This is a genomic window from Enterobacter cloacae complex sp. P29RS (assembly GCF_014893445.1).
GTDB classification, from domain to species: Bacteria; Pseudomonadota; Gammaproteobacteria; order Enterobacterales; family Enterobacteriaceae; genus Enterobacter; species Enterobacter intestinihominis.
On sequence record NZ_JADBPZ010000034.1, the window covers coordinates 1 to 24,145 of the forward strand.

The following is a 24,145-nucleotide window of genomic DNA, read 5'->3' on the forward strand; positions in this document are numbered from 1 at the left end:
TGCCGAACTCAGAAGTGAAACGCCGTAGCGCCGATGGTAGTGTGGGGTCTCCCCATGTGAGAGTAGGGAACTGCCAGACATCAAACAAGTAGAAAGGCCATCCGAAAGGATGGCCTTTTTGCGTTATGCCCTCAGCTAAACCAATTTCCTTATCAGATATTCCAACGAGTGCCGTTAATACCTTACTTGACGTATTAAAGCGTCTTAACCCAGCTATAAATGAATTCACGGAATGCATAATGCTTACTCGCAGCAGCGTTAAATCAATTCAGTGATTCAGACGGAGGTTGTATGGGTAAGGAAATAGGGCTATAAAAAAAACAGGATACTGAATCTAAAATTATCTGATGATATCTGAGAGGGGAAATATACATCCCTTTGATTAGATAAAATAAAAGCGCGGCGATAGCCGCGCTTTTAAAAGTATTATTTAGTCAGGGCGACAATACCGAGAGTCAGGCCAGCTATTGCTGCGGCGCCACCGGCAATCGCACCTGCTGTTTCCCAGTTATCCTGGGTAGTCCCCTTCATACAGGTATTGGTGTGAACCAGTCGCCCCTGATCGTCGTATACCGGTACACAGGGAGAGTCGTGCGCGCAACCAGCAAGCAGCGCAGCGAGGAGTGCAACGGAAAGGAATCTTTTCATGATGTTACCTCAATATGATCGCTTATTCGCTTAAGAGCCGATGCGGCAATTTACGAATTGATGATTATTTTACCACCGCACTAATACCATACAGCACGGGGAATAATCTCAAATTGTGTGGATTGTAAAAATCATGGAGAAAAAAGAGGGGCGTTGATTATTTATGGAGGAAATGTGAAGAGATGTCTTTTTATTAGAATGCTGACAGGAAATAAAAAAGGCACCAGAGGTGCCTTTATGATTTTCATTAATCCTTATGCTTTGTAAACCGTCTCCGGACAACAACGAAGAAAACAGGAACAAAGAAAATGGCCAGCAGAGTGGCTGACAGCATCCCGCCCATCACGCCCGTCCCGACAGCGTTTTGTGCCCCACTACCTGCGCCACTACTGATGACCAGAGGCATAACACCAAGGATAAATGCCAGAGAGGTCATCAGGATAGGGCGCAGACGCATACGTGAGGCTTCCAGCGTGGCTTCAATAATCCCTTTGCCTTCTTTATCCATAAGATCCTTGGCGAACTCAACGATCAGTATGGCGTTTTTGGCTGATAAACCAATTGTCGTAAGCAGACCAACCTGGAAGTAAACGTCATTGTTCAGCCCACGTATTGATGCAGCCAGAAGCGCGCCGATCACCCCCAGGGGCACAACCAGCATGACCGAGAATGGAATTGACCAGCTTTCATAGAGAGCCGCCAGACACAGGAACACCACAATCAGTGAAATGGCATACAGTGCTGGAGCCTGATTTCCGGAAAGACGTTCCTGATAAGACATCCCCGTCCAGTCGTAGCCAATTCCGGAAGGCAGTTTCGACGCAAGGCTTTCCATCATCTCCATTGCCTCACCGGTACTTTTGCCTGGCGCAGACTCACCGAGGATCTCCATTGATGGCATCCCATTGTAACGTTCCAGACGAGGTGAGCCGTACACCCAGTGAGAGCTGCTAAAGGCAGAGAAAGGCACCATTTCGCCGTTAGCACTACGCACATACAGGTCGTTAATATCTCCTGGTAACATACGGAAGCGAGCATCAGCCTGGACATAAACTTTTTTCACGCGTCCATGATCGATAAAGTCGTTCACATAAGTGCCACCCAATGCTGTTGAGATGGTCTGATTGACATCAGATATGCTCACACCCAGCGCCTGGGCCTTCTCCTGGTCGACATCCAGTTTGTACTGTGGCGTATCTTCCAGTCCGTTAGGACGCACGCGGACCAGTAAGTCAGGATGTTCCCTTACCATGCCAAGCAATTGGTTACGTGCCTGCGTGAGCTGCGTATGTCCCAGGTTTGCCTGGTCAATCAGTTCAAAGTCAAAGCCTGTTGCGGTACCCAGTTCAATAATGGCAGGGAGGTTAAACGGAAATACAAGACCATCTTTGATCTGGCTAAACGCTTTCGTTGCGCGGCTGACAATCGCCTCAACGCCGTTTTCCTTGCCCGGGCGTTCTTCCCACGGCTTCAGGCTGACGAAAGCGATACCGGAGTTCTGCCCCTGCCCGCTGAAGCTAAATCCGTTTACGGTAAAGACCGATTCAACGTTCGCTTTCTCTTTCGTCAGATAATAGTCCTGAACCTGATCGAGTACCTGCTGGGTACGCATCTGCGTCGCCCCTGCCGGCAGCTGAACCATCGTCATAAACACCCCCTGATCCTCTTCCGGCAGGAAGGAGGAAGGCAGGCGCAGGAACAGTACTGCCATGCCGCCGACGATGATGACGTAAACCAGCAGATAGCGTCCGGTCTTACGTAAAATGCCGCTCACGCTGTTGCTGTAGTGCTCCACGCTCTTATCAAAAAGCGCGTTAAACCAGCCGAAGAATCCACCTTTCTTTTCATGATGGTCGCTGGAAACCGGTTTGAGCAGCGTTGCACATAAAGCAGGCGTTAATATCAACGCCACCAGCACCGATAAGGCCATCGCGGAGACAATGGTCAGCGAGAACTGGCGATAGATAGCCCCGGTTGAACCTCCAAAAAATGCCATCGGAATAAACACCGCTGAAAGCACCATGGCAATGCCCACCAGAGCGCCCTGGATTTGCTCCATCGACTTCTGGGTCGCCTCTTTTGGCGGCAGCTTGTCCTCAACCATGACGCGTTCTACGTTCTCAACCACCACGATGGCATCATCGACGAGCAAACCTATCGCCAATACCATCCCGAACATCGTCAGGGTGTTAATGGAGAAACCAAACGCAGCCAGTACCGCAAAGGTACCCAGTAGCACCACGGGCACGGCAATAGTCGGAATAAGGGTCGCCCGCAGGTTTTGCAGGAACAAGTACATCACCAGGAACACGAGAACGATCGCTTCAAACAGCGTCTTCACCACTTCATGGATTGAGATCTTCACGAAAGGTGTGGTGTCGTACGGATAAACGACTTTCAGGCCCTGAGGGAAGAAGGGCTGCAACTGCGCCAGTTTACTCTTAATGGCGGCAGCGGTATCCAGCGCGTTTGCGCCAGTCGCCAGCTTGATCCCGAGCCCCGTTGCTGCCTGGCCATTGATTTTGGTGACCATGTTGTAGTTTTCGCCACCCAGCTCAATGCGGGCCACATCTTTCAGGTGGACCATTGAACCGTCCTGGTTCACCTTCAGCGTCACACGGCCAAACTCCTCCGGCGATTTCAGGCGCGTTTGAGCAATAATTGAGGCGTTCAGTTGCTGCCCTGGTACGGACGGCGTTCCTCCCAACTGGCCCGCAGCAATCTGGTCGTTCTGCGTTTTCAGTTGGTTAATGACATCCAACGGCGTGAGCTGATATTTATTCATCGCGTTGCTGTCCAGCCAGATGCGCATTGCATACTGCGCACCGAACAGCTGCACATCACCGACGCCGGAAGTACGGCTGATCGCATCTTTTACGTTAGAAGCGACATAGTCGGAGATATCATCCTGAGTGAGGTTTTTATTATCCGACACAAATCCCGCGACCAGCAGGAAGCTGCTGCTGGATTTTTCCACGCCGATCCCCTGTTGCTGTACTTCTTGCGGTAGCAGCGGCATAGCGAGCTGGAGTTTGTTCTGAACCTGCACCTGCGCGATATCAGGATCCGTACCCGACTCGAACGTCAGGGTGATGGTGACGTTACCGGCAGAATCACTGGTGGACGACATGTACATCAGATTGTCGATTCCGTTCATGTTCTGTTCGATAACCTGCGTCACGGTATCCTGGACCGTCTGGGCATCAGCGCCAGGGTAGGTCGCTGTCACCGCAACTGCTGGCGGCGCAATGGTTGGATATTGCGCCACCGGCAGTTTTAAAATGGCCAGCCCGCCCGCAATCATCAGAATGATGGAGAGCACCCAGGCGAAAACAGGCCGTTGAATAAAGAAATTAGCCATCTCGTTATCCCTTAACTGGCTGGAGTCGCGGCGGTATCAGGAATAGCCACGGCGGTGACGCCAGGGCGAACTTTTTGCAGGCCGCTGATAATGACGCGGTCGCCATTTTTCAGACCTTCCGTGATCAACCACCGATCGCCAATCGCCTGCGGTGCAACGACAGTGCGAGATTCCACCTGGTTTTTATCGTTTACCACAAGCACGGTTGCATCACCGCGAGGTGTACGGGTTACCCCCTGCTGGGGAACAAGGATGGCATCAGGCTGTGTGCCTTCGTCAATGCGTGCACGGACAAACATACCCGGTAACAGCATATGCTGAGGGTTAGGGAAGAGAGCGCGAAGGGTGATTGAGCCGGTACTTTCATCTACCGTGACATCAGAGAACTGGAGCGTTCCTTTCAGCGGATAAGGCTGGCCATTTTCCATCAGCAACTCAACGCTGCTGGTGTCTCCCTTTTGCAGGCTCGTCTGCTGCTTCAGACGCATAAAATCGCTGCTGGATTGCGTTACATCGACATAAATGGGATCGAGCTGCTGAACTGTCGCCAGTGCGGTTGACTGACCATTAGTGACTAACGCCCCTTCAGTGACGCTGGATTTGCCAATGCGCCCGTTGATTGGCGATGTGACTTTCGTATAAGCAAGATTGATCCGCGCGCTCTCAACGCCAGCTTTCGCGGCAACGACGCTTGCATCCGCCTGCTGGGCGGTTGCCACCGCCTGATCATACTCCTGCTTGCTCACATATTGCGTACCGACCAGCGGAAGGTAACGTTTTACCGTCAGATGGGCTATGTTTGCCGCCGCCTGCGCTTTTACCAGTTCACCTTTCGCATTGTCGTAGGCTGCCTGATAGGTGGCCGGATCGATCTGATAAAGTGATTCACCCGCTTTGACGTCGCTGCCTTCGGTAAAATTACGGTGCAGAATGATACCACTTACCTGGGGACGAACCTCCGCTACACGATAAGCGTCAGTTCTGCCTGGCAATTCCGTCGTTACGGCCAGTGGCGCGCTTTTGACAATATGAACACTGACCTGAGGAGCTTGCCCATGCTGCTGTGGGTTTTCTTGCCCATCGCACCCGGCGAGCAGTGCAGCACAGACAATGAAACCGGATAAGGGTAAGCGTCTGAAGTGATTCGTCATTACTGTTCCTTAAACTACCCTTGAACCGATATATGCCATAAGTCGGTGAAAGGGTGTGAGGCAAAAAAAGAAATGTAGCTGCGTATAATAATGAGGGTATTCAAGGTTTTTTAATTTATAAGTGCTGATGGAGGCAATAAAAAGCAAAATCAGATTCTGAACCAGTGTATTCGAAATCCGGCTTCTGTCAGGATAATCAACGGAATACTTATGAGTAAATACAAACTATTTATTTAATGAATTTGATTCGCTCAATTTATTCGTATGAATTATAAATTAAATGAATTGACTTTTTTTGTGCAAAACTAAAACGGGTTATGGTGAATACTTTGACTTACACGACCCTTTAATAACGTTTGATGTCGTATCAACCGTATAAGTAATGAGTAGCAGGCTATGGCGCGTAAAAAGAAAGAAGAGGCTCAAAAGACCCGGCAGCAGCTGATTGAAGCCGCTATCGGGCTATTCGCGACACGTGGCGTGGCTAATACCACGCTTACCGACATCGCCGATGCTGCTCAACTTACTCGCGGGGCGGTTTACTGGCATTTTTCGAGTAAAGCGGAAATATTTAACGCCATCTGGGAACAGCAATTGCCGCTGCGTGAAATGATTCGTGACAGGTTAATACTTTCTGAAAAAGATGACCCTTTGTTAATGCTTCGTGAACAGTTTATTGTCGCGCTGCAATATATTGCGAGCGAGCCACGCCAGTATGCTCTTTTACAAATTCTGTATCATAAGTGTGAATTTCATGACGATGTGATTTCAGAATGTGAAATACGCAAGCGGATCGGTTTAAACGATACTTATCTTCGCAGGACGTTGAGACAATGCGTTGCGCGTAGCATTATTTCTTCCCAAACTAATATTGAACTGGCGCTGATTGTTTTCCACGCATTTTTTAGCGGAGTCATTAAAAACTGGTTAATGGATAGCAACAGTTTTAATCTGTACAAACAGGCGCCGGCGCTGGTGGATAATATTCTTGCGACACTAAATATCACTCGAGTGGCGCCAGTGTTCTACGATACAGCCTCATGATTGCATACGGGATGGTGACATCTCCCCGTGCTGGCACTGTTCCATAATAGCCTGCGCGGTAATCGGTTTGCCCAGCAGATAACCCTGTAGCGTATTGCATCCCAGTTCTGTCAGAAAGGTCTGCTGCGCTGCGGTTTCGACCCCTTCTGCCACGACCTTCAGATTCAGCGTTTTTGCCAGGGCGATAATCGCCGAGACGATCGTCGCATCTTCACTCTCTCCACTTAACTCTTTTACAAAAGCACGATCGATTTTCAACTCGCAGGCAGGGAGTCGCTTAAGATAAAGAAGGCTTGAATAACCTGTACCAAAATCGTCTATCGAGGCTTTTACGCCCGCATCCGTCAGCGCTGTCAGGACACGAACGCTTTCGTCCGGATTGCTCATCGCCGTGGTTTCGGTCACCTCCAGGATCAACATGCCGGGCGGTACGCTATGGCGCGTCAGACAATCGAGAACCGTTTTAACCAGCGACGGCTGTTCGAACTGCAACGTAGAAAGATTCACCGCCATTGACCAGTCCGTGTGGCCCTGAAGGTGCCATTCTCGCAGCTGGCGGCAGGCCTCGTCGATTACCCAGTTTCCAATTGGAATAATCAGCCCGGTTTTCTCTGCAAGCGGTAGAAACAGGTCGGGGGGCAGTAATCCCTGTTTGGGATGCTGCCAGCGTAACAGCGCTTCGAATCCGATGACCGGCCCGGCAGGGGCGTGGAATTTAGGTTGATAAAGCAGACGTAACTCATTACGGTCGATGGCCTGCCACAGATCATTCATCAGCTGAAGATGCGTCTGCGCCAGCGTATTCATTGACGGCTGAAAGAAGTGATAACCGTTACGACCCATATGTTTCGTGTGGTACATCGCAGCATCAGCGTTAAACATCAGTTCACGATCGGTTTTGCCATCGTGTGGATAGAGCGCAATGCCAATGCTCAGGGTGACCATCAGTTCGTAAGGATCGAGATGGAACGGGCTATCAATGACGCGTACCAGTGAATTTGCCAGTGAGGCAGCATCATCCGGGGTAGTGGTTTCGGCCAGCAGGACGAATTCATCCCCACCGATACGCGCCAGCGTGTACTGACCTTTCAACTGCAACAGCAAACGCTGAGTCACCGCAACCAGAAGCTTGTCACCGACATCATGACCATAGGCATCGTTGACGGTTTTAAAGCCATCAAGATCCATAAACATCAGCGCGAAAGGGCTTCCTTCGCGATCGGCCTTGCTGATGGCCTGATCGAGGCGATCCTCAAGCAGAATACGATTGGGTAAGCGCGTCAGCGTATCATGCAACGCCAGCTGAGCGAGTTCACGGTTAGCTTCTGCCAGTGATGAGGCCAGCAGCGAGGTACGAGCCTGAAGGCGGGCATCGAACATCGATACCAGCAGCGTAATCCCCAGAATAGCGAGCGCGACCACGCTAACCAGTATCGCCAGCCAGCTCCCGTTAATGCCATGATGGTGGACCATCGTCGACATTGGAAATTGTGCTGCTTCCATGCCGGCGTAATGCATGCCAGCGATAGCGATGCCCATGGTGATCGCCGCCCCCAGACGCATCAACGCCATTCGTGCAGCTTCCTGACGTAAACGGAACGTCAGCCAAAGAGCGGCCAGTGAAGCGGCAAGGGCTATTCCCACAGAGATAGCCATCCACGTTTTATCCCAGACAATACCCGGAGTGACCTCCAGGGCAGCCATACCGGTGTAGTGCATGGTAACTATGCCTGCACCCATCACGACGGCGCCAGGCAGCAGTCGGCGCAAATGTAGCTGCTCGCCGCTAACGAGCCACAGGGCGAACATTGACGAGCTGATGGCGATAATCATCGAAAGCACGGTCAGGGTCGCGTTGTAACTCATGCTCATGGAAAGATCCATCGCCAGCATACCGATGAAATGCATCGCCCACACGCCAATCCCCATCGAAACTCCGCCACCTGCCAGCCAGACGCGTGCAGCGACGCCCTGGCTTCCGGCAACGCGCGCAGCCATATTCAGCGCGGTATAGGCGGCAAGAATGGCGACAATAAAGGAGATGACGACGAGGATTTGGTTGTATTGGCTAACCAGCATGGTCTGTTCACTCGTTGTGAGACGTTAAGCAAGAGCGGTTGGAAAGGGCACAGACATTATCATCGTCAGGAAATGACGAAAAGTGATTTAAGCCCCTGTTTTTATTGGGTGATAACAGAGGGGTACAGGATGGAAGAGGCTAGTCCAGCTCTGAGCAGTTGACCAGTTTTAGCGGGTTCACGGAATTCATATTGCGACATTTATCGGTTTCGGTGCTCATCAGTTCAATCCACTGCATCAGCAGCGCATCGAAAATGAAAACAGAGACAGCAAAAACGACCAGCCACCAGTATTTACGAATCATGTGTCATTCCGCGAAAAGAGAGCCTGTAAGGTGGTGGAAATATACACGAAAAGCGGGCGTTGAAAAGTGGGGAAGGAGAAGGTTTACAAAGCGTTGACGGTCGCTCATCCGGGCAATAAAAAAGGCGCTTCCCCATGCCGAAGAGCGCCTTTTTAAACAAGCATTTAACTGATTAGTATCAGTTCATGCCGTATTTTTTCAATTTCTTACGCAGGGTACCACGGTTGATGCCCATCATCAGGGCAGCGCGGGTTTGATTACCACGGGTGTATTGCATCACCATGTCCAACAGTGGCTGTTCAACTTCAGCCAGTACCAGCTCATACAGGTCATTAACATCTTGACCGTTCAGTTGAGCAAAATAGTTCTTCAGTGCCTGTTTAACCGAGTCACGCAGGGGCTTTTGAGTCACCTGATCCTGAGAGTTAACGGTAGAAACGGTCAGTACGTCAGAATTTACGCGTTGTTCGAACATAGTTCTGTCAGCTCTTTATTTCATTACGCAAGATTTTCGAAGTATGCCTCCAACGCCTCCAGCTGTTCGCTGGCATCCTCAATGGCGTTGAATGTGCGCCGAAACTGGTCATTTGGAGCGTGCTCCTGGAGATACCAGGATACGTGTTTACGCGCAATTCGGTACCCTTTTGCCTGGCCGTAGTGGTCATGCAGTTCCCGAATATGCGAACAAAGCAAGCGCTTAACCTCTGCCAGAGGCAGCGGGGCAAGCAGCTCCCCAGTGTCCAGATAATGCTGGATTTCCCGAAAGATCCAGGGTCTTCCCTGAGCGGCACGTCCTATCATCAGAGCATCAGCTCCCGTATAGTCGAGCACAGCTCTGGCTTTAAGCGGGTCAGTTATGTCGCCATTCGCGATAATCGGAATGGAAACTTTCTGCTTAACTGCCCGAATGCTGTCGTATTCAGCTTCACCGTTGAACAAACAGGCGCGAGTGCGTCCATGAATGGTCAGGGCCTGAATGCCACAGTCTTCGGCCAGTTGGGCAATCTCTACACAGTTACGGTGTTCCGGCGACCAACCCGTGCGAATCTTCAACGTAACAGGAACGTCCACTGCGCTGACAACCGCCGTCAGGATTGACTTCACCTGGTCGGGGTATTGCAGAAGGGCTGAACCTGCAAGCTTGCGATTCACCTTTTTGGCCGGGCAACCCATATTGATATCAATAATCTGGGCACCACTTTCCACGTTAATACGCGCGGCATCTGCCATCTCTTCAGGCACGCTTCCGGCAATTTGCACGGTGCGGATACCTGGCTCATCCACGTGCACCATCCGAAGGCGGGACTTGTCGCTTTCCCAAACCTGCGGGTTAGACGACATCATCTCGGAAACGGTTAATCCTGCTCCCATCTCGTAGCACAGCGTCCTGAACGGCCGGTCGGTAATACCTGCCATTGGGGCTGCGATCAGGCGATTTCTAAGCTGGTGGTGTCCGATGCGCATGAGTTAAGAAATGACCATACTGTGACTGCAAGGCGGCGTATATTACGCATTTTTTGCACGAGATGAAAGGCCAAACTTTGAACAATCCTCTGTTGTAGATCAAGGAATCGCCAGTCATTCTTTTCGGATAAGATTATTCGCTATTTAAATCATTGTGTTATGAAGAAATGAACATTTTGTGGGCGCTTACAATTTCCCGTAACTTCTCATCATTTCTGAATAAATGAATCAATTGGCCGGGATAATCTGCTGCGATATGCAGCAGATTATGGCGCTTCTTTGCGATCTGCGTCGCATTTCAGCACAGGATATCAGCGCAAAAAATCGGCTTATTCAACAACCAGACGTCCATGAAGCGGCTGAACCGGGCGGCTGTTTTCGTGGTGCATAGTGTGAGTGAATTTTTGCAGCTGTTCAGCAGAGACGGTCAGCGGATGCTTGAGCACCAACCATGTCACCCCTTCTGAGCACGGTGGCGTGGTCAGGGAGCCGCTAAAACGCCAGTAGGTTTTATCCGCAGGCAGTAATTTATTCATATCGAGGGTTGGCTTAATTGTAACGTTCTGGTCAACCTGCCCTGGCATCACGCCCCAGAGTTTATCCAGTGCAGCGTTTGCCGCGCCCTGATCGAACATAACGGCAACGACCGTCAGTTCGCCGTCAGCGTTTTTATGGACCAGATGCATTTCCATTGCGTATTTTTTACCGTGCACCGTGTTTTCGGAAGGCGCATGGAAATGGAACTGCTGTAATGTCCAGGTCTGTTTATCAAGCGTGATGCTGTCGCGTGTATCGGCATTTTCACTCGCCTGGATAGTATGGCCGTTGTTTGTCAGTGTGACCGGGCCGTCGATATAGTGCGTTTCCAGCGGAGAGATGTGAGCTTTGACCGTATTATCAATGTTAACCGGCGACTGATACATCCCGCTTTTACACGTCTTGTACGCCTCGTCCAGTTCGCCCCAGTGTTCCGGTGCGCCTTCTCCTTGATAGCTCCAGTGTGAGGCGTAAGTTGAAGCCGAAATCACGCTCAGCGCCAGCAGCGCTGCCTTGCCTGAAATGTGTTTCATCGTATTCTTCCTGTGAATTTTATTATCCAAATCAATGATTAACATTGTGATTTGTGTGGTTATTTTATCGAAGAAAGGATGAAGGGGGGAGAAAAAACCGAAGGAAAAAGGCGTGGTCAGACGACCACGCCAAAGGCTTATTTTTTACGACCGGTGATGCGACACCACTCTTCTTTCTCGACAACCGGGTCGAGCGCAAAGAGATCGGCGTAGGCTTCACAGACGCTGTCTGCCTGGCTGGCAAGGATACCGGACAGGCCCAGCAGACCGCCTTCAACCGGCAGCACGCTGATTAACGGCGCCAGCTCGCGTAACGGGCCAGCCAGGATATTCGCGACCACCACATCGGCTTTCATGGCCTCTGGCTGTGCATCGGGCAGATACAGTTCAAGGCGATCGGAAACGCCATTACGCTCGGCGTTATCACGGCTGGCCTGAATCGCCTGCGGATCGATGTCGATCCCGATGGCTTTTGCCGCGCCCAGTTTCAGCGCCGCGATAGCGAGGATCCCGGATCCGCAACCGAAGTCGATCACGGTTTTGCCTTCCAGATCCAGGCCATCCAGCCATTGCAGGCACAGGGAGGTTGTCGGGTGGGTACCGGTGCCGAACGCCAGACCCGGATCCAGCATTACGTTGACCGCATTTTCATCGGGAACGTCGCGCCAGCTTGGGCAGATCCACAGACGCTGACCAAACTGCATCGGATGGAAGTTGTCCATCCACTCGCGTTCCCAGTCTTTGTCTTCCAGCTGTTCGATTTTATGCGCGAAACCCGCGCCCAGCAGCGGATGGTTTTCCAGAATCGCCACGACCTCTTTCATGTCGGTTTCTGCATCGAACAGGCCGATAACGTCCGTATCACCCCACAGGCGCGTTTCGCCTGGTAGCGGCTCAAAGACCGGCGTGTCATGCGTGTCCTGGAACGTGATAGAGACCGAACCGGCCTCCATCAGCGCATCACTCAGTTCTTCGGCGTTCGCGCCGGTTGTGTTCAGTTTCAATTGGATCCACGGCATGGCAAAACTCTTTATTTATCAGTAGAAATCAGGGTGGCGGGTGGAACGGGACGGCCAAAAAGGTTACCCACCACAAACGCCAGTAAACTTAACAGTAACGAAGGCACGATCGGGTGAAAGCCAAGATACTGAATTTTCAACGTGGCGAGAACGGCATACAGGACGCCCCCGACAATCATGCCGCTTAATGCACCCGCGGCATTCGCGCGTTCCCAGTACAGCCCCAGCACCAGCGGCCACAGGAAAACGGCTTCCAGCCCGCCAAAGGCGAGCAGGTTCAACCAGATGATCATCTCCGGTGGACGCCACGCGGCCAGCAGCAGCAACGCCCCCAGCACCAGGGTAATCACCGCCGACATGCGCTTGAGGCGTCGCTCATTTTCGACCTGTTCAGGGCGCAAATTCAGATAGAGATCTTTAATGATCGTAGCGGAACTTTGCAGCAACTGAGCGTTGATGGTCGACATAATGGCCGCCATGGGTGCGGCGAGGAAAATTCCGGCGGCAAACGGCGGAAGTACTTTCACCATCAGGGTTGGAATGACCAGATCCGGTACGGTAAGGTCAGGGATCACCGCGCGTCCCAGCGCGCCCGCCAGGTGCATACCAAACATCAGGATTGCCACCACAATTGTCCCGATAATAATCCCGCGGTGTACCGCTTTGCTGTCTTTATATGAAATGCAGCGCACGGCGGTATGCGGCAGGCCAATCACGCCAAAGCACACCAGCACCCAGAACGAGGTCATAAAGGTTGGAGAGAGGATGTCATCCGCCCCCTGCGGCGAGACCAGTTTCGGATCGATCGCTTCCAGGGTTTCAACCGCATGGCTCAGGCCCCCTGCGGCATGCACGATACCCACCAGCAGAACGAGAGTGCCAATAAGCATCACCATTCCCTGCATCGTGTCGTTCAGAACGCTGGCACGGAACCCGCCAAACGCGGTGTACAGCGCGATACTCACACCGAAAATGACCAGACCCGTCTCGTAGGGGATCCCGGCTGCCGTTTCCAGCAGACGTGCGCCGCCGATAAACTGCACCGTCATCGCACCAATAAACGCCACCAGCAGACTCAGGCTTGCCAGCCATACCAGCAAGCGACTCTGATAGCGGGCAAACAGCATATCGTTCAGCGTCACGGCATTGTAGCGACGGGCCAGAATGGCAAACTTTTTACCCAGTATGCCCAGAGAGAGCCAGATGGCAGGCAGCTGGATCATGGCCAGCAGTACCCAGCCCAGTCCGTACTTATAAGCGGCGCCCGGGCCACCGATAAACGAGCTGGCGCTGATGTAAGTAGCGGTCAGCGTCATGGCCAGCACGACGCCACCCATTGAGCGGCTCCCGAGGAAATACTCGTTCAGAAAGGTGCCGGTCGAACGTTTACGCATCGCATAAACCGACAGGCCAAACACCAGGAACAGGTAAGCGACAAGCGGCAGAATGACTTCAAGCTGCATCATCGTCCTCCAGGGAGATATCGCGATAGATGAATTTCACCATCGCCCAGCACAGCACAATAAACACCAGCGGCAGCAGCAGGCAGGCCATTTCAAACCAGTGCGGGAGGCCGGTAATGCCAATCGCTGAATCAGGTAAGTAAGCAGTTACTAACCATGCAGCGAGATAGAGAAGGGTCAGCCACAGCGCCCAGCGCGCTTCTTTATGGGCCTGAACAAAACGTTTGTCCATTTTTTGTCCCTTGTGGATGAAGAAAGCGGGGATTGTACATGATGGGGCTTTGCGATCCCCAGAAATAAAAAAGGCCGGATAATCCGGCCTTTTAGCAACACTGGTCTCTTACTTCTCGTTCAGACCGAGTTTTTTCTCCAGGTAGTGGATGTTAGTACCACCATTCTGGAAGTGCTCGTCGCTCATGATGCGCATCTGGAGATCTACGTTGGTTTTGATCCCGTCGATGATCAGCTCCTGAAGGGCGTTCTTCATGCGGGCAATGGCCACGTCACGGTTTTCGCCGTAGCAGATCAGCTTACCGATCATTGAGTCATAATACGGCGGTACGGTGTAACCGGCGTAAATATGGGACTCCCAGCGCACACCAAAGCCACCCGGCGCGTGGAAACGCGTGATTTTACCCGGGCTTGGCAGGAAGGTGTTCGGGTCTTCGGCGTTGATACGGCACTCTACCGCATGGCCTTTAACCACAACTTCTTCCTGTTTGATGGACAGCGGCTGACCAGCTGCGATACGCAGCTGTTCTTTGATCAGGTCAACGCCGGTGATCATTTCGGTAACCGGGTGTTCAACCTGAATACGGGTGTTCATCTCAATGAAGTAGAACTCGCCGTTTTCGAACAGGAACTCAAAGGTACCCGCCCCGCGATAGCCGATATCGACACACGCTTTGGCGCAACGCTCACCGATGTAGCGACGCAGTTCCGGCGTAATGCCCGGCGCTGGCGCTTCTTCGACGACTTTCTGGTGACGACGCTGCATGGAGCAGTCACGTTCAGCCAGATAGATCGCGTTGCCCTGACCGTCAGCCAGCACCTGAATTTCGATGTGGCGTGGGTTTTCCAGGTATTTTTCCATGTACACCATGTCATTGCTGAAAGCCGCTTTCGCTTCCGCTTTGGTCATGGAGATGGACTGCGCCAGTTCAGCATCGCTGCGTACAACGCGCATACCGCGACCGCCGCCGCCGCCAGACGCCTTGATGATAACCGGGTAGCCAATGCGTTTAGCATGGGCGCGGTTAGCATCCATATCGTCGGTCAGCGGGCCGTCAGAGCCCGGTACGGTTGGCACGCCGGCTTTTTTCATCGCGGTGATGGCAGACACTTTGTCACCCATCAGGCGAATGGTGTCGGCTTTCGGGCCAATGAAGATAAAGCCAGAGCGTTCAACCTGCTCAGCAAAGTTGGCGTTCTCAGAGAGGAAACCATAACCCGGGTGAATCGCGACCGCGCCAGTGATTTCGGCGGCGCTGATGATCGCCGGGATGTTCAGATAGCTTTTTACGGACGGAGCCGGACCGATACAGACCGTCTCATCCGCCAGCAATACGTGTTTTAAATCGCGATCCGCGCTTGAGTGCACGGCCACGGTCTTGATGCCCAGTTCTTTACAGGCACGAAGAATACGCAGTGCAATCTCGCCACGGTTGGCGATAACAATTTTATCCAGCATGTTCGCCTCGTTACTCGATGACGACCAGCGGCTCGTCAAATTCTACCGGCTGACCACTTTCGACCAGAATCGCTTTCACAGTACCTGATTTGTCTGCTTCGATCTGGTTCATCATTTTCATGGCTTCAACGATGCACAGGGTATCGCCTACGTTGACTTTCTGACCCACTTCGATGAACGCTTTCGCGTCCGGGCTCGGGGTGCGGTAGAAAGTACCAACCATTGGGGAACGTACGATGTGACCACTGATTTCTGCAGCTGCTGCAGGTGCGGCTTCTGCTGCTGGTGCAACGGCTGCGGAGAGCGCAGGCTGCTGCACTGGCGCAGCATAAGCTTGCTGCATTACCGGGAAGCTAGCGGCTGGGGCTGCACGGCTGATGCGTACAGACTCTTCGCCTTCAGAAATTTCCAGTTCGGAGATGCCTGATTCTTCAACCAGCTCGATCAGTTTTTTAATCTTACGAATATCCATGAGTGGGTTCCGTACTCTTGTTTAGTGTGATTGTGACAAGCGTTTTACCGCTGTCTGTAAAGCGTATGAATAGCCGTCTGCACCCAGCCCACATATCACGCCAGCGGCGATATCTGACAAGTAGGAATGGTGGCGGAACGGCTCTCGGGCGTGCACGTTACTCAGATGGATCTCGATAAACGGGATACTCACCGCGAGCAGTGCGTCGCGTATAGCAACACTGGTGTGCGTAAACGCGGCCGGATTGATCAGGATATAGTCCACAGTGTCTTTAGCCTGATGAATACGGTCGATGATTGCGTACTCCGCGTTTGACTGAAAATGGTCCAAATCCACATTCAGCGAGGCTGCTTCCGTACCCAGACGGTTAACAATTTCGCTCAATGTCAGCGTGCCGTACTTCTCTGGCTCACGGGTGCCGAGCATGTTCAGGTTCGGTCCGTTCAATACTAAAATTTGGAATTTGTCAGCCATTGTGCCGCTATCTCCTGCGATTTTCGGGTAAAAAACAACATATACCCTCAACACGCAATTGTCACCCTTTCAGAGGCCAAAAACCCCTGTCCGGAAAACCGAAGTCGCACATTATAACGATTTCGTAGCATTTGGCAGCTAAATACTGGTCTTATCAGGGAAGATTATCAACCGCTATCCGAAAAAGATTCGCGGCTGATAAATAATCTGCGGGAAAACGCACAGTTTCGTGGACTATCGTACCCACTGGCGGAACTTCTTGTAACGCCATGCTAAAAGGGCCAATGCCAGCAGGGCGTAGATGACCGGCTGAGGAGATAATATCTTCACCGACCACAGGTAATGGATGGGTGCGAGGATCGCGACAAGATAGACGAAGTTGTGCAGCAGTTGCCAGCGCCGTCCCATTTTTCGCTGCGCGTACTGCGTGGATGTCAGCGTCAGCGCCAGCAAAACCAGCCAGCTTACGATACCCAGCGTCAGATAAGGACGCGTAACCAGTTCGCTGCCAAGGAGTGCCAGGTTGTTAATGCCCAGTTCCAGCAGGGCGTAACTGGTGAGATGCAGCGTCGCCCAGGCAAAACACCATAGCCCCAAAAGCCGACGGGTACGTATTAGCAATGGCTGTTTAGCGTAGCGCGCCAGCGGTGAGACGAGCAAGGTCGCCAGCAAAAATTTCAGAGCCATCCGACCCGTAAAATGCTGAATATCTTTAGCCGGATCGGCACTGAACTGTCCCTGGCTGGCTGCCCAAAAGAGCCAGATAAAGGGGAGCAATCCGGCTAAATGCAGGAGTACCTTCAGCCAGGTTATCTGCTTTGCCGTTAAACGCACTTAGAAGTTCTCCCGTAAATTCAGCCCACGATAGAGGGATGCCACCTCATCTGCATAGCCGTTAAACAGCAGCGTTGGCTGGCGTTTAACATCCAGCGCGCCGCCGGAACCGATAAAACGTTCCGTCGCTTGCGACCAGCGTGGATGATCAACGTGCGGGTTAACGTTGGCAAAAAAACCATACTCATCTGGCGCTGCGAGGTTCCAGGTGGTGGGTGGGCGTTCACGGGTGAGCTTAATGCTGACGATCGATTTGATGCCCTTGAAACCGTATTTCCACGGTACGGTCAGGCGAATGGGCGCCCCGTTTTGCGGCGGCAGCGCTTTGCCGTAAACCCCGACGGTGAGCAGCGTAAGCGGATGCATGGCTTCGTCGAGACGTAAACCTTCAACGTAGGGATACTCCAGCCCGCCGCCGATAAACCGATCCTTCTGGCCTGGCATCTCGTCCGGGGCATAGCGCGTCTGGAAGGAAACATACTTCGCGTTGCTGGTGGGCTCAACCAGCGCCAGCAGTTTATGCAAAGGGAAACCTACCCACGGCACCACCATCGACCAGGCTTCCACACAGCGCATACGGTAAATGCGTTCTTCAAGTGGGAAGCGGGTGGTGAGGTCATGATGATCCAGCGTCAGCGGCTTTGCCACTTCGCCATCAATCTTCAGCGTCCAGGGATCGGTTTTCATGCTCCCGGCGTTGGCGGCAGGATCGGCCTTATCGAGCCCAAACTCATAGAAGTTGTTATAGCCGGTGACTTTATCTTCCGGCGTCAACGTCAGTTTATTCTGCCACTGCGCCGGTTTCGTGAAGTTAAGCGGTGCGCCAGAGGGGGCTTTCGGGCGGTCGTTGCCCTTAAACCAGTCGAGCAGATCGGCGTGGGCCGCAGGGGGGAGCGTCAGGGCAGTGGCGCTGATGCCAAGCATTTTCAGGATCTGGCGACGCTGTAGCATAAAGACAGACTCGGACGTTACGTCTGCTTCCGTCAGTTTTCGGGTTTTCATGGCATCCTCCGTCAGGCGTTTTTCTAAGCATGACGGAGGAGGAGGGTTAGCGCGAATATGTCACGAAAATTTGAAGATTAGGCGATTTTAACCAGCGCACGACCGTGGAACTGGTTGTCCATGATTTTATTGGCGTACTCTGGCGCCTGGCTCAGGGTAATCTCAGTGGCGCTCTGCTCATAGAATGAGGCTGGCAGATCCCGCGCCAGACGTTCCCAGGCCTCAGCCCGCCGCTCGGCTGGGGTCATGACCGAATCGACACCCTGAAGACGCACGTTACGCAGAATAAATGGCATCACCGTCGTCGGCAGGGCAAAACCACCCGCCAGACCACAGGCCGCCACGCAGCCACCGTAATTCATTTGCGCCAGCACCTTCGCCAGCACTTTGTCGCCGACGGTATCTACAGCGCCAGCCCAGACCTGTTTTTCCAGCGGACGGGTCTCGGCGAATTCGTCGCGGCTCAGAATACGGCTTGCGCCCAACTGACGTAGATAATCATGCGTACTTTCGCGGCCAGAGACGGCGGCGACCTGGTACCCCAGCTTGTGCAGCAGCGTGACGGCCGTGCTGCCCACGCCACCGCTGGCGCCGGTCACGACAATTTCGCCAGAGTCAGGACGGATCCCGGCCTCTTCCAGCGCCATCACGCAGAGCATGGCGGTGAAACCTGCCGTGCCGACGATCATCGCCTTACGGCCGTCCAGGCCTTTCGGCATCGGGACCAGCCAGTCACCTTTTACGCGCGCCTGCGCTGCCAGTCCTCCCCAGTGGTTTTCACCTACGCCCCAGCCGGTGAGCAGCACCTGCTGTCCGGCGTGAAAACGCGGATCTTCACTGGTATGCACGCGGCCAGCCAAGTCGATGCCTGGCACCATTGGGAAATTTCGGATGATTTTACCTTTTCCCGTAATGGCCAGTGCATCTTTATAGTTCAGGCTTGACCAGTCGATATCTACGGTCACGTCGCCCTCCGGCAGGCGGCTCTCGTCAATGGCTTGCACCGAGGCAACGGTTTTGCCGTCCTGCTGTTCTAAGATCAAAGCCTGCATACAGGGTCCTCACTAGGATTGATGATGGGAAAATATGTACTGAAGACTATACTCGCTCAATGAAACGCAGTGCCGATTTAACGCAATAAATTGCCAGATACACCAGGTTTGGTAGTATGCCGCATTTGAAATGCAAGTTAGCGCTCACTTGCGACCCCTTCAACCCACGGAGTAATCTCAAGGATGCGATTAACGACGAAGTTCTCAGCTTTTATCACCTTGCTGACGGGACTGACCATATTTGTCACGCTAATCGGCTGCTCGCTGAGCTTTTATAATGCCATCCAGGATAAGCTGGTTAACCGGGTAGAATCGGTTGCATCGGTTATCGACACTCGCCTGATTACAACCTCCTTCCCGGCACTTTCGCGTGAACTGGATGAGTTAATGGTGCCTGTGGATATCGTGCAGATCGACATTAAACAGGGGAAGCAGACCGTTTTCAGCCATACCCGTCATGGCAGCTACCGTCCTGCCGGCACGGTAGATCAGTATCGGGACATAACGGTACGCTCACTTAAACATCCGGGTATGACAATCCATCTGATGTACCAGGATCCGATGAGCAACTATTTACGCTCGCTCATGACCACCGCGCCCTTAACCATCGCCGTTGCCTTGATCGTCCTGCTGATTTTCCTCGCCGTTCGCTGGCAGCGTCGTCAACTTTCCGGCCAGGAACTGCTGGAAACACGCTCGGTGCGAATACTGAATGGCGAGCGGGGTCCGCAGGTACGGGGATCGGTTTATGAATGGCCATCACGTACCAGTAGCGCCCTTGACGTGCTGCTCTCCGAAATCCAGTTTGCCAGCGATCAGCGTAGCCGTATGGACACGTTGATTCGCTCCTACGCCGCGCAGGATAACAAAACGGGCCTTAACAACCGTCTCTTCTTTGATAATCAGCTGGCTACGCTTCTTGATGACCCCGAAAAGGTGGGGACGCATGGCGTGGTAATGATGATTCGCCTGCCCGACTTCGATCTGCTCCGTGATACCTGGGGCCAGCGCGTGGCGGAAGAGAATCTCTTCACGCTGATTAACCTGCTGTCCACCTTTATTATGCGCTACCCCGGCGCGTTACTGGCACGCTACCACCGCAGCGACTTTGCCGTCTTGCTGCCGCATCGCACCTTAAAGGAGTCCGAGAGTATCGCCAGCCAGCTGTTGAAAGCCGTCGATGCGCTACCCCAGAGCAAAATGCTCGACCGCGACGACATGGTGCATATGGGCATCTGTGCCTGGCGCGGCGGTCAGTCGACGGAGCAGGTGATGGAACATGCAGAAGCGGCCACGCGCAACGCCGTATTGCAGGGGGCGAACGGCTGGGCGGTCTATGATGATACGCTACCGGAAAAAGGGCGCGGCAACGTACGCTGGCGAACCCTGATTGAACAGATGCTGAGCCGGGGTGGACCGCGCATCTATCAAAAACCGGCGGTCATAAAAAATGGTCATGTCCATCATCGTGAGCTGATGTGCCGTATTTTTGATGGGACCGAGGAGGTTATCTCCGCAGAGTATTTGCCGATGGTGCTGCAATTCGGATTGTCCGAAGAGTATGACCGCCAGCAAATCACCCGCCTCATTCCGTTTTTATCGTACTGGCCTGAAGAAAATCTGGCTTTACAGGTGACCGTCGAATCGCTGATCCGTCCGCGTTTTCAGCGTTGGTTACGTGACACGTTAATGCAATGCGAAAAATCGCAACGCAAACGCATTATTTTTGAACTTGCAGAGGCAGATGTAGGTCAACACATCAGCCGGTTGCGCTCGGTTGTGCGTTTAATCAATGCGCTTGGGGCTCGCGTGGCGGTAACACAGGCGGGTCTTACCCTGGTCAGCACCAGCTGGATCAAAGAGCTGGATGTCGAATTATTGAAGCTGCATCCGGGTCTGGTAAGGAATATCGAAAAGCGCACGGAAAACCAGCTGCTGGTACAAAGCCTGGTGGAGGCGTGCAAAGGAACGCAAACGCAAGTATTTGCCGCAGGCGTACGTTCACGCAGTGAATGGCAGATGTTGACAGAGCGCGGCGTGACGGGCGGTCAGGGGGATTTTTTTGCCGCCTCTCAGCCGCTTGACACCAATGTGAAAAAATATTTGCAAAGATACTCTGTTTGACCTGCCGTTTACTTTGTTTTCACGTAGAATATCGCGCCTGTAGCTTTGAGTAAGACGAGCATAAAAGCCAGTGAACGACCTTTTATAGGTTACAAGTGAAAGTGAGGGACGCTGCTGTTTACTCAGCCCTGAGGGATTCAGGGGATGAATTTGTAACAAAGGAAACGTGCTGCACTAATTTTCACCGTAGCAGACGATTTTTGCGCCTTGTCGCTGCTGCGTGTGGTTGGTAAAGTAAGCGGATTTTGTTTTCCGCCCCAGCTTTCAGGATTATCCCTTAGTATGTTGAAAAAATTTCGTGGCATGTTTTCCAATGACCTGTCCATTGACCTGGGTACCGCGAATACCCTTATCTATGTAAAAGGACAAGGCATCGTATTGAATGAGCCTTCCGTTGTGGCCATTCGTCAGGATCGTGCTGGCTCGCCAAAAAGCGTGGCCGCAGTAGGCCATGATGCGAAGCAGATGCTGGGCCGTACGCCGGGCAACATTGCCGCGATCCGCCCAATGAAAGATGGCGTTATTGCTGACTTCTTCGTGACCGAAAAAATGCTTCAGCACTTCATCAAGCAGGTTCATAGCAACAGCTTCATGCGCCCAAGCCCGCGCGTACTGGTATGTGTGCCGGTTGGCGCAACCCAGGTTGAACGCCGTGCAATCCGTGAATCCGCTCAGGGTGCCGGTGCGCGTGAAGTGTTCCTGATTGAAGAACCGATGGCTGCGGCAATTGGTGCGGGTCTGCCGGTTTCTGAAGCAACCGGTTCTATGGTGGTGGATATCGGTGGCGGTACCACTGAAGTGGCCGTTATCTCCCTGAACGGCGTGGTGTACTCCTCTTCCGTGCGTATCGGCGGCGACCGTTTCGACGAAGCCATCATCAATTACGTTCGCCGTAACTACGGCTCTCTGATCGGTGAAGCGACCGCAGAGCGCATCAAGCATGAAATCGGTTCTGCCTATCCGGGTGATGAAGTTCGCGAGATCGAAGTTCGCGGTCGTAACCTGGCAGAAGGCGTGCCACGCGGATTCACCCTGAACTCCAACGAAATCCTGGAAGCGTTGCAGGAGCCGCTGACCGGCATCGTGAGCGCGGTGATGGTTGCGCTGGAACAGTGCCCGCCAGAGCTGGCCTCCGATATCTCCGAGCGCGGTATGGTTCTGACCGGTGGTGGTGCGCTGCTGCGTAACCTCGACCGCCTGTTAATGGAAGAGACAGGTATTCCTGTCGTAGTTGCAGAAGATCCACTGACTTGCGTCGCCCGTGGTGGTGGCAAGGCGCTGGAAATGATCGACATGCACGGCGGCGACTTGTTTAGCGAAGAGTAGTCGGGTGTGAGAGGGTAGCAAATGGCTACCCTTTCTCTCTGACGCGAGAATACGCATAGCCTATGAAGCCAATTTTTAGCCGTGGCCCGTCGCTACAGTTTCGCCTGATCCTGGCGGTTCTGGTTGCGCTCGGGGTCATTATTGCCGATAGCCGCCTCGGTACGTTCAGCCAGATCCGAACGTACATGGATACCGCCGTCAGTCCTTTCTACTTTATTTCAAATGGTCCCCGTGAACTGCTCGACTCCGTGTCGCAAACGCTTTCATCGCGTGACCAGCTCGAACTCGAAAACCGTGCATTACGCCAGGAACTGCTGCTGAAAAACAGCGAGCTACTGATGCTGGGGCAATATAAGCAGGAAAACGCGCGTCTGCGGGAACTGCTTGGCTCGCCGCTGCGCCAGGATGAACAGAAAATGGTCACCCAGGTGATCTCCACCGTAAACGATCCATACAGCGATCAGGTGGTGATTGATAAAGGCAGCGTGAACGGCGTATACGAAGGTCAGCCTGTCATCAGCGATAAAGGCGTTGTGGGCCAGGTCGTGGCGGTTGCCAAACTGACCAGCCGTGTGCTGCTGATTTGCGATGCCACCCATGCACTGCCGATTCAGGTGCTGCGTAACGATATTCGCGTAATTGCCGCCGGTAATGGTTGTACGGACGATCTGCAACTGGAACACCTGCCCGCCAACACGGATATCCGCGTGGGTGACGTGCTGGTGACGTCTGGTCTGGGCGGTCGTTTCCCTGAAGGCTACCCGGTTGCGGTTGTCTCTTCCGTGAAGCTCGACACTCAACGTGCCTACACCGTGATCCAGGCGCGTCCAACGGCTGGCTTGCAGCGTTTACGCTACCTGCTACTGCTATGGGGCGCCGATCGTAACGGCGCTAACCCGATGACGCCGGAAGATGTGCATCGCGTGGCCAATGAGCGCCTGATGCAGATGATGCCGCAGGTGCTGCCTGCGCCGGATGCAATGGGGCCACCTGCGCCCGTACCGGCTCCGGCGACGGGGTTAACGCAGCCGCTACCGGATGCGCCGCCACCGCCGCAAGTCTCGGGTGGAGGGCAGTAGTGGCCAGTTATCGTAGCCAGGGGCGCTGGGTAATCTGGCTCTCATTCCTCGTTGCATTGTTGCTGCAAATTATGCCCTGGCCGGACGACATTCTTGTTTTCCGGCCAAACTGGGTATTACTCATTTTGCTCTACTGGATCCTTGCCCTGCCGCACCGCGTAAATGTCGGCACAGGTTTTGTGATGGGTGCCATACTGGATCTTATCAGTGGCTCTACGCTTGGCGTCCGCGCCTTATCCATGAGCATTATTGCGTATCTCGTTGCACTCAAATTCCAGCTCTTTCGTAACCTTGCGCTCTGGCAACAGGCGCTGGTGGTGATGTTGTTGTCGCTCGCTGCGGATATCGTTGTTTTCTGGGCAGAGTTTTTAGTGATCAACGTCTCTTTCCGACCGGAAGTGTTCTGGAGTAGTGTAGTAAACGGTGTGCTCTGGCCGTGGCTGTTCCTGCTGATGCGTAAAATTCGCCAGCAGTTTGCCGTGCAATAAA

At 53.1% G+C, this 24,145-nt stretch carries 22 protein-coding genes; 5 read left to right on the top strand and 17 right to left on the bottom strand.

What is annotated here, in order from left to right; translation table 11 throughout:
- Positions 1 to 426 precede the first annotated feature (426 nt).
- The 3 genes from IM282_RS20740 to IM282_RS20750 form a co-directional block, all read right to left on the bottom strand.
- On the bottom strand, positions 427 to 648 hold the full coding sequence (locus tag IM282_RS20740) for a lipoprotein (protein ID WP_003860364.1): 222 nt from the start codon (positions 646 to 648) through the stop codon (positions 427 to 429).
- A 247-nt stretch (positions 649 to 895) separates the two neighbouring features.
- Positions 896 to 4,009, bottom strand: a complete 3,114-nt coding sequence (locus IM282_RS20745; RefSeq protein WP_022649576.1) for an efflux RND transporter permease subunit — start codon at positions 4,007 to 4,009, stop codon at positions 896 to 898.
- Between the two features lie 11 nt (positions 4,010 to 4,020).
- Positions 4,021 to 5,160, bottom strand: a complete 1,140-nt coding sequence (locus IM282_RS20750) for an efflux RND transporter periplasmic adaptor subunit (protein ID WP_022649575.1) — start codon at positions 5,158 to 5,160, stop codon at positions 4,021 to 4,023.
- 396 nt (positions 5,161 to 5,556) lie between these two features.
- Here IM282_RS20750 and envR point away from each other — a divergent pair, with 396 nt between their 5' ends.
- Complete coding sequence (gene envR, locus IM282_RS20755; RefSeq protein ID WP_022649574.1) at positions 5,557 to 6,204, top strand: acrEF/envCD operon transcriptional regulator; 648 nt, start codon at positions 5,557 to 5,559, stop codon at positions 6,202 to 6,204.
- Here envR and IM282_RS20760 read toward each other — a convergent pair.
- The 14 genes from IM282_RS20760 to IM282_RS20825 form a co-directional block, all read right to left on the bottom strand.
- Positions 6,199 to 8,283 (bottom strand): bifunctional diguanylate cyclase/phosphodiesterase, encoded by a 2,085-nt coding sequence (locus tag IM282_RS20760; RefSeq protein ID WP_045622129.1) that lies wholly within the window; start codon positions 8,281 to 8,283, stop codon positions 6,199 to 6,201. The two genes, envR and IM282_RS20760, sit on opposite strands and share 6 nt — an antisense overlap.
- Before the next feature lie 139 nt (positions 8,284 to 8,422).
- Positions 8,423 to 8,587: a DUF2556 family protein gene (locus tag IM282_RS20765; RefSeq protein ID WP_003860373.1), complete on the bottom strand. Its 165-nt coding sequence runs from the start codon at positions 8,585 to 8,587 to the stop codon at positions 8,423 to 8,425.
- Positions 8,588 to 8,765: 178 nt separating this feature from the next.
- On the bottom strand, positions 8,766 to 9,062 hold the full coding sequence (fis, locus tag IM282_RS20770; protein WP_000462905.1) for a DNA-binding transcriptional regulator Fis: 297 nt from the start codon (positions 9,060 to 9,062) through the stop codon (positions 8,766 to 8,768).
- A 23-nt stretch (positions 9,063 to 9,085) separates the two neighbouring features.
- Positions 9,086 to 10,051, bottom strand: coding sequence for a tRNA dihydrouridine synthase DusB (gene dusB / locus IM282_RS20775; RefSeq protein WP_192970789.1), 966 nt, complete (start codon positions 10,049 to 10,051; stop codon positions 9,086 to 9,088).
- A gap of 329 nt (positions 10,052 to 10,380) precedes the next feature.
- The gene (locus IM282_RS20780) at positions 10,381 to 11,121 is read right to left on the bottom strand and encodes a carbonic anhydrase (protein ID WP_023298748.1); all 741 of its coding nucleotides are present in this window, start codon (positions 11,119 to 11,121) and stop codon (positions 10,381 to 10,383) included.
- 137 nt (positions 11,122 to 11,258) lie between these two features.
- Positions 11,259 to 12,140: a 50S ribosomal protein L11 methyltransferase gene (gene prmA / locus IM282_RS20785; RefSeq protein ID WP_022649571.1), complete on the bottom strand. Its 882-nt coding sequence runs from the start codon at positions 12,138 to 12,140 to the stop codon at positions 11,259 to 11,261.
- Between the two features lie 11 nt (positions 12,141 to 12,151).
- Positions 12,152 to 13,603 (bottom strand): sodium/pantothenate symporter, encoded by a 1,452-nt coding sequence (panF, locus tag IM282_RS20790; RefSeq protein WP_192970793.1) that lies wholly within the window; start codon positions 13,601 to 13,603, stop codon positions 12,152 to 12,154.
- Positions 13,593 to 13,835 carry a YhdT family protein gene (locus IM282_RS20795; RefSeq protein ID WP_022649569.1) on the bottom strand — a complete coding sequence of 81 codons (243 nt, stop codon included), beginning with the start codon at positions 13,833 to 13,835 and terminating at the stop codon, positions 13,593 to 13,595. The genes panF and IM282_RS20795 overlap by 11 nt, the downstream gene beginning before the upstream one ends.
- 108 nt (positions 13,836 to 13,943) lie before the next feature.
- On the bottom strand, positions 13,944 to 15,293 hold the full coding sequence (accC, locus tag IM282_RS20800) for an acetyl-CoA carboxylase biotin carboxylase subunit (protein ID WP_003860388.1): 1,350 nt from the start codon (positions 15,291 to 15,293) through the stop codon (positions 13,944 to 13,946).
- Between the two features lie 10 nt (positions 15,294 to 15,303).
- Positions 15,304 to 15,765: an acetyl-CoA carboxylase biotin carboxyl carrier protein gene (accB, locus tag IM282_RS20805; protein ID WP_010436174.1), complete on the bottom strand. Its 462-nt coding sequence runs from the start codon at positions 15,763 to 15,765 to the stop codon at positions 15,304 to 15,306.
- Positions 15,766 to 15,786: 21 nt separating this feature from the next.
- Positions 15,787 to 16,239, bottom strand: coding sequence for a type II 3-dehydroquinate dehydratase (aroQ, locus tag IM282_RS20810; protein ID WP_022649568.1), 453 nt, complete (start codon positions 16,237 to 16,239; stop codon positions 15,787 to 15,789).
- 234 nt (positions 16,240 to 16,473) lie between these two features.
- On the bottom strand, positions 16,474 to 17,073 hold the full coding sequence (msrQ, locus tag IM282_RS20815; protein WP_022649567.1) for a protein-methionine-sulfoxide reductase heme-binding subunit MsrQ: 600 nt from the start codon (positions 17,071 to 17,073) through the stop codon (positions 16,474 to 16,476).
- Positions 17,074 to 18,075, bottom strand: coding sequence for a protein-methionine-sulfoxide reductase catalytic subunit MsrP (msrP, locus tag IM282_RS20820; protein ID WP_045309168.1), 1,002 nt, complete (start codon positions 18,073 to 18,075; stop codon positions 17,074 to 17,076).
- 77 nt (positions 18,076 to 18,152) lie between these two features.
- Positions 18,153 to 19,127, bottom strand: coding sequence for an MDR family oxidoreductase (locus tag IM282_RS20825; protein WP_023298743.1), 975 nt, complete (start codon positions 19,125 to 19,127; stop codon positions 18,153 to 18,155).
- 183 nt (positions 19,128 to 19,310) lie between these two features.
- Between IM282_RS20825 and csrD the strand changes: the two genes are divergently transcribed.
- The 4 genes from csrD (at position 19,311) to mreD (ending at position 24,144) form a co-directional block, all read left to right on the top strand.
- Positions 19,311 to 21,251, top strand: a complete 1,941-nt coding sequence (csrD, locus tag IM282_RS20830) for an RNase E specificity factor CsrD (protein WP_192970790.1) — start codon at positions 19,311 to 19,313, stop codon at positions 21,249 to 21,251.
- Positions 21,252 to 21,533: 282 nt separating this feature from the next.
- Positions 21,534 to 22,577, top strand: coding sequence for a rod shape-determining protein MreB (mreB, locus tag IM282_RS20835; RefSeq protein WP_000913396.1), 1,044 nt, complete (start codon positions 21,534 to 21,536; stop codon positions 22,575 to 22,577).
- 62 nt (positions 22,578 to 22,639) lie between these two features.
- Positions 22,640 to 23,656, top strand: a complete 1,017-nt coding sequence (mreC, locus tag IM282_RS20840) for a rod shape-determining protein MreC (RefSeq protein ID WP_003860400.1) — start codon at positions 22,640 to 22,642, stop codon at positions 23,654 to 23,656.
- On the top strand, positions 23,656 to 24,144 hold the full coding sequence (mreD, locus tag IM282_RS20845; RefSeq protein ID WP_003860402.1) for a rod shape-determining protein MreD: 489 nt from the start codon (positions 23,656 to 23,658) through the stop codon (positions 24,142 to 24,144). Before mreC ends, mreD begins: the two co-directional genes overlap by 1 nt.
- Position 24,145 lies beyond the last annotated feature (1 nt).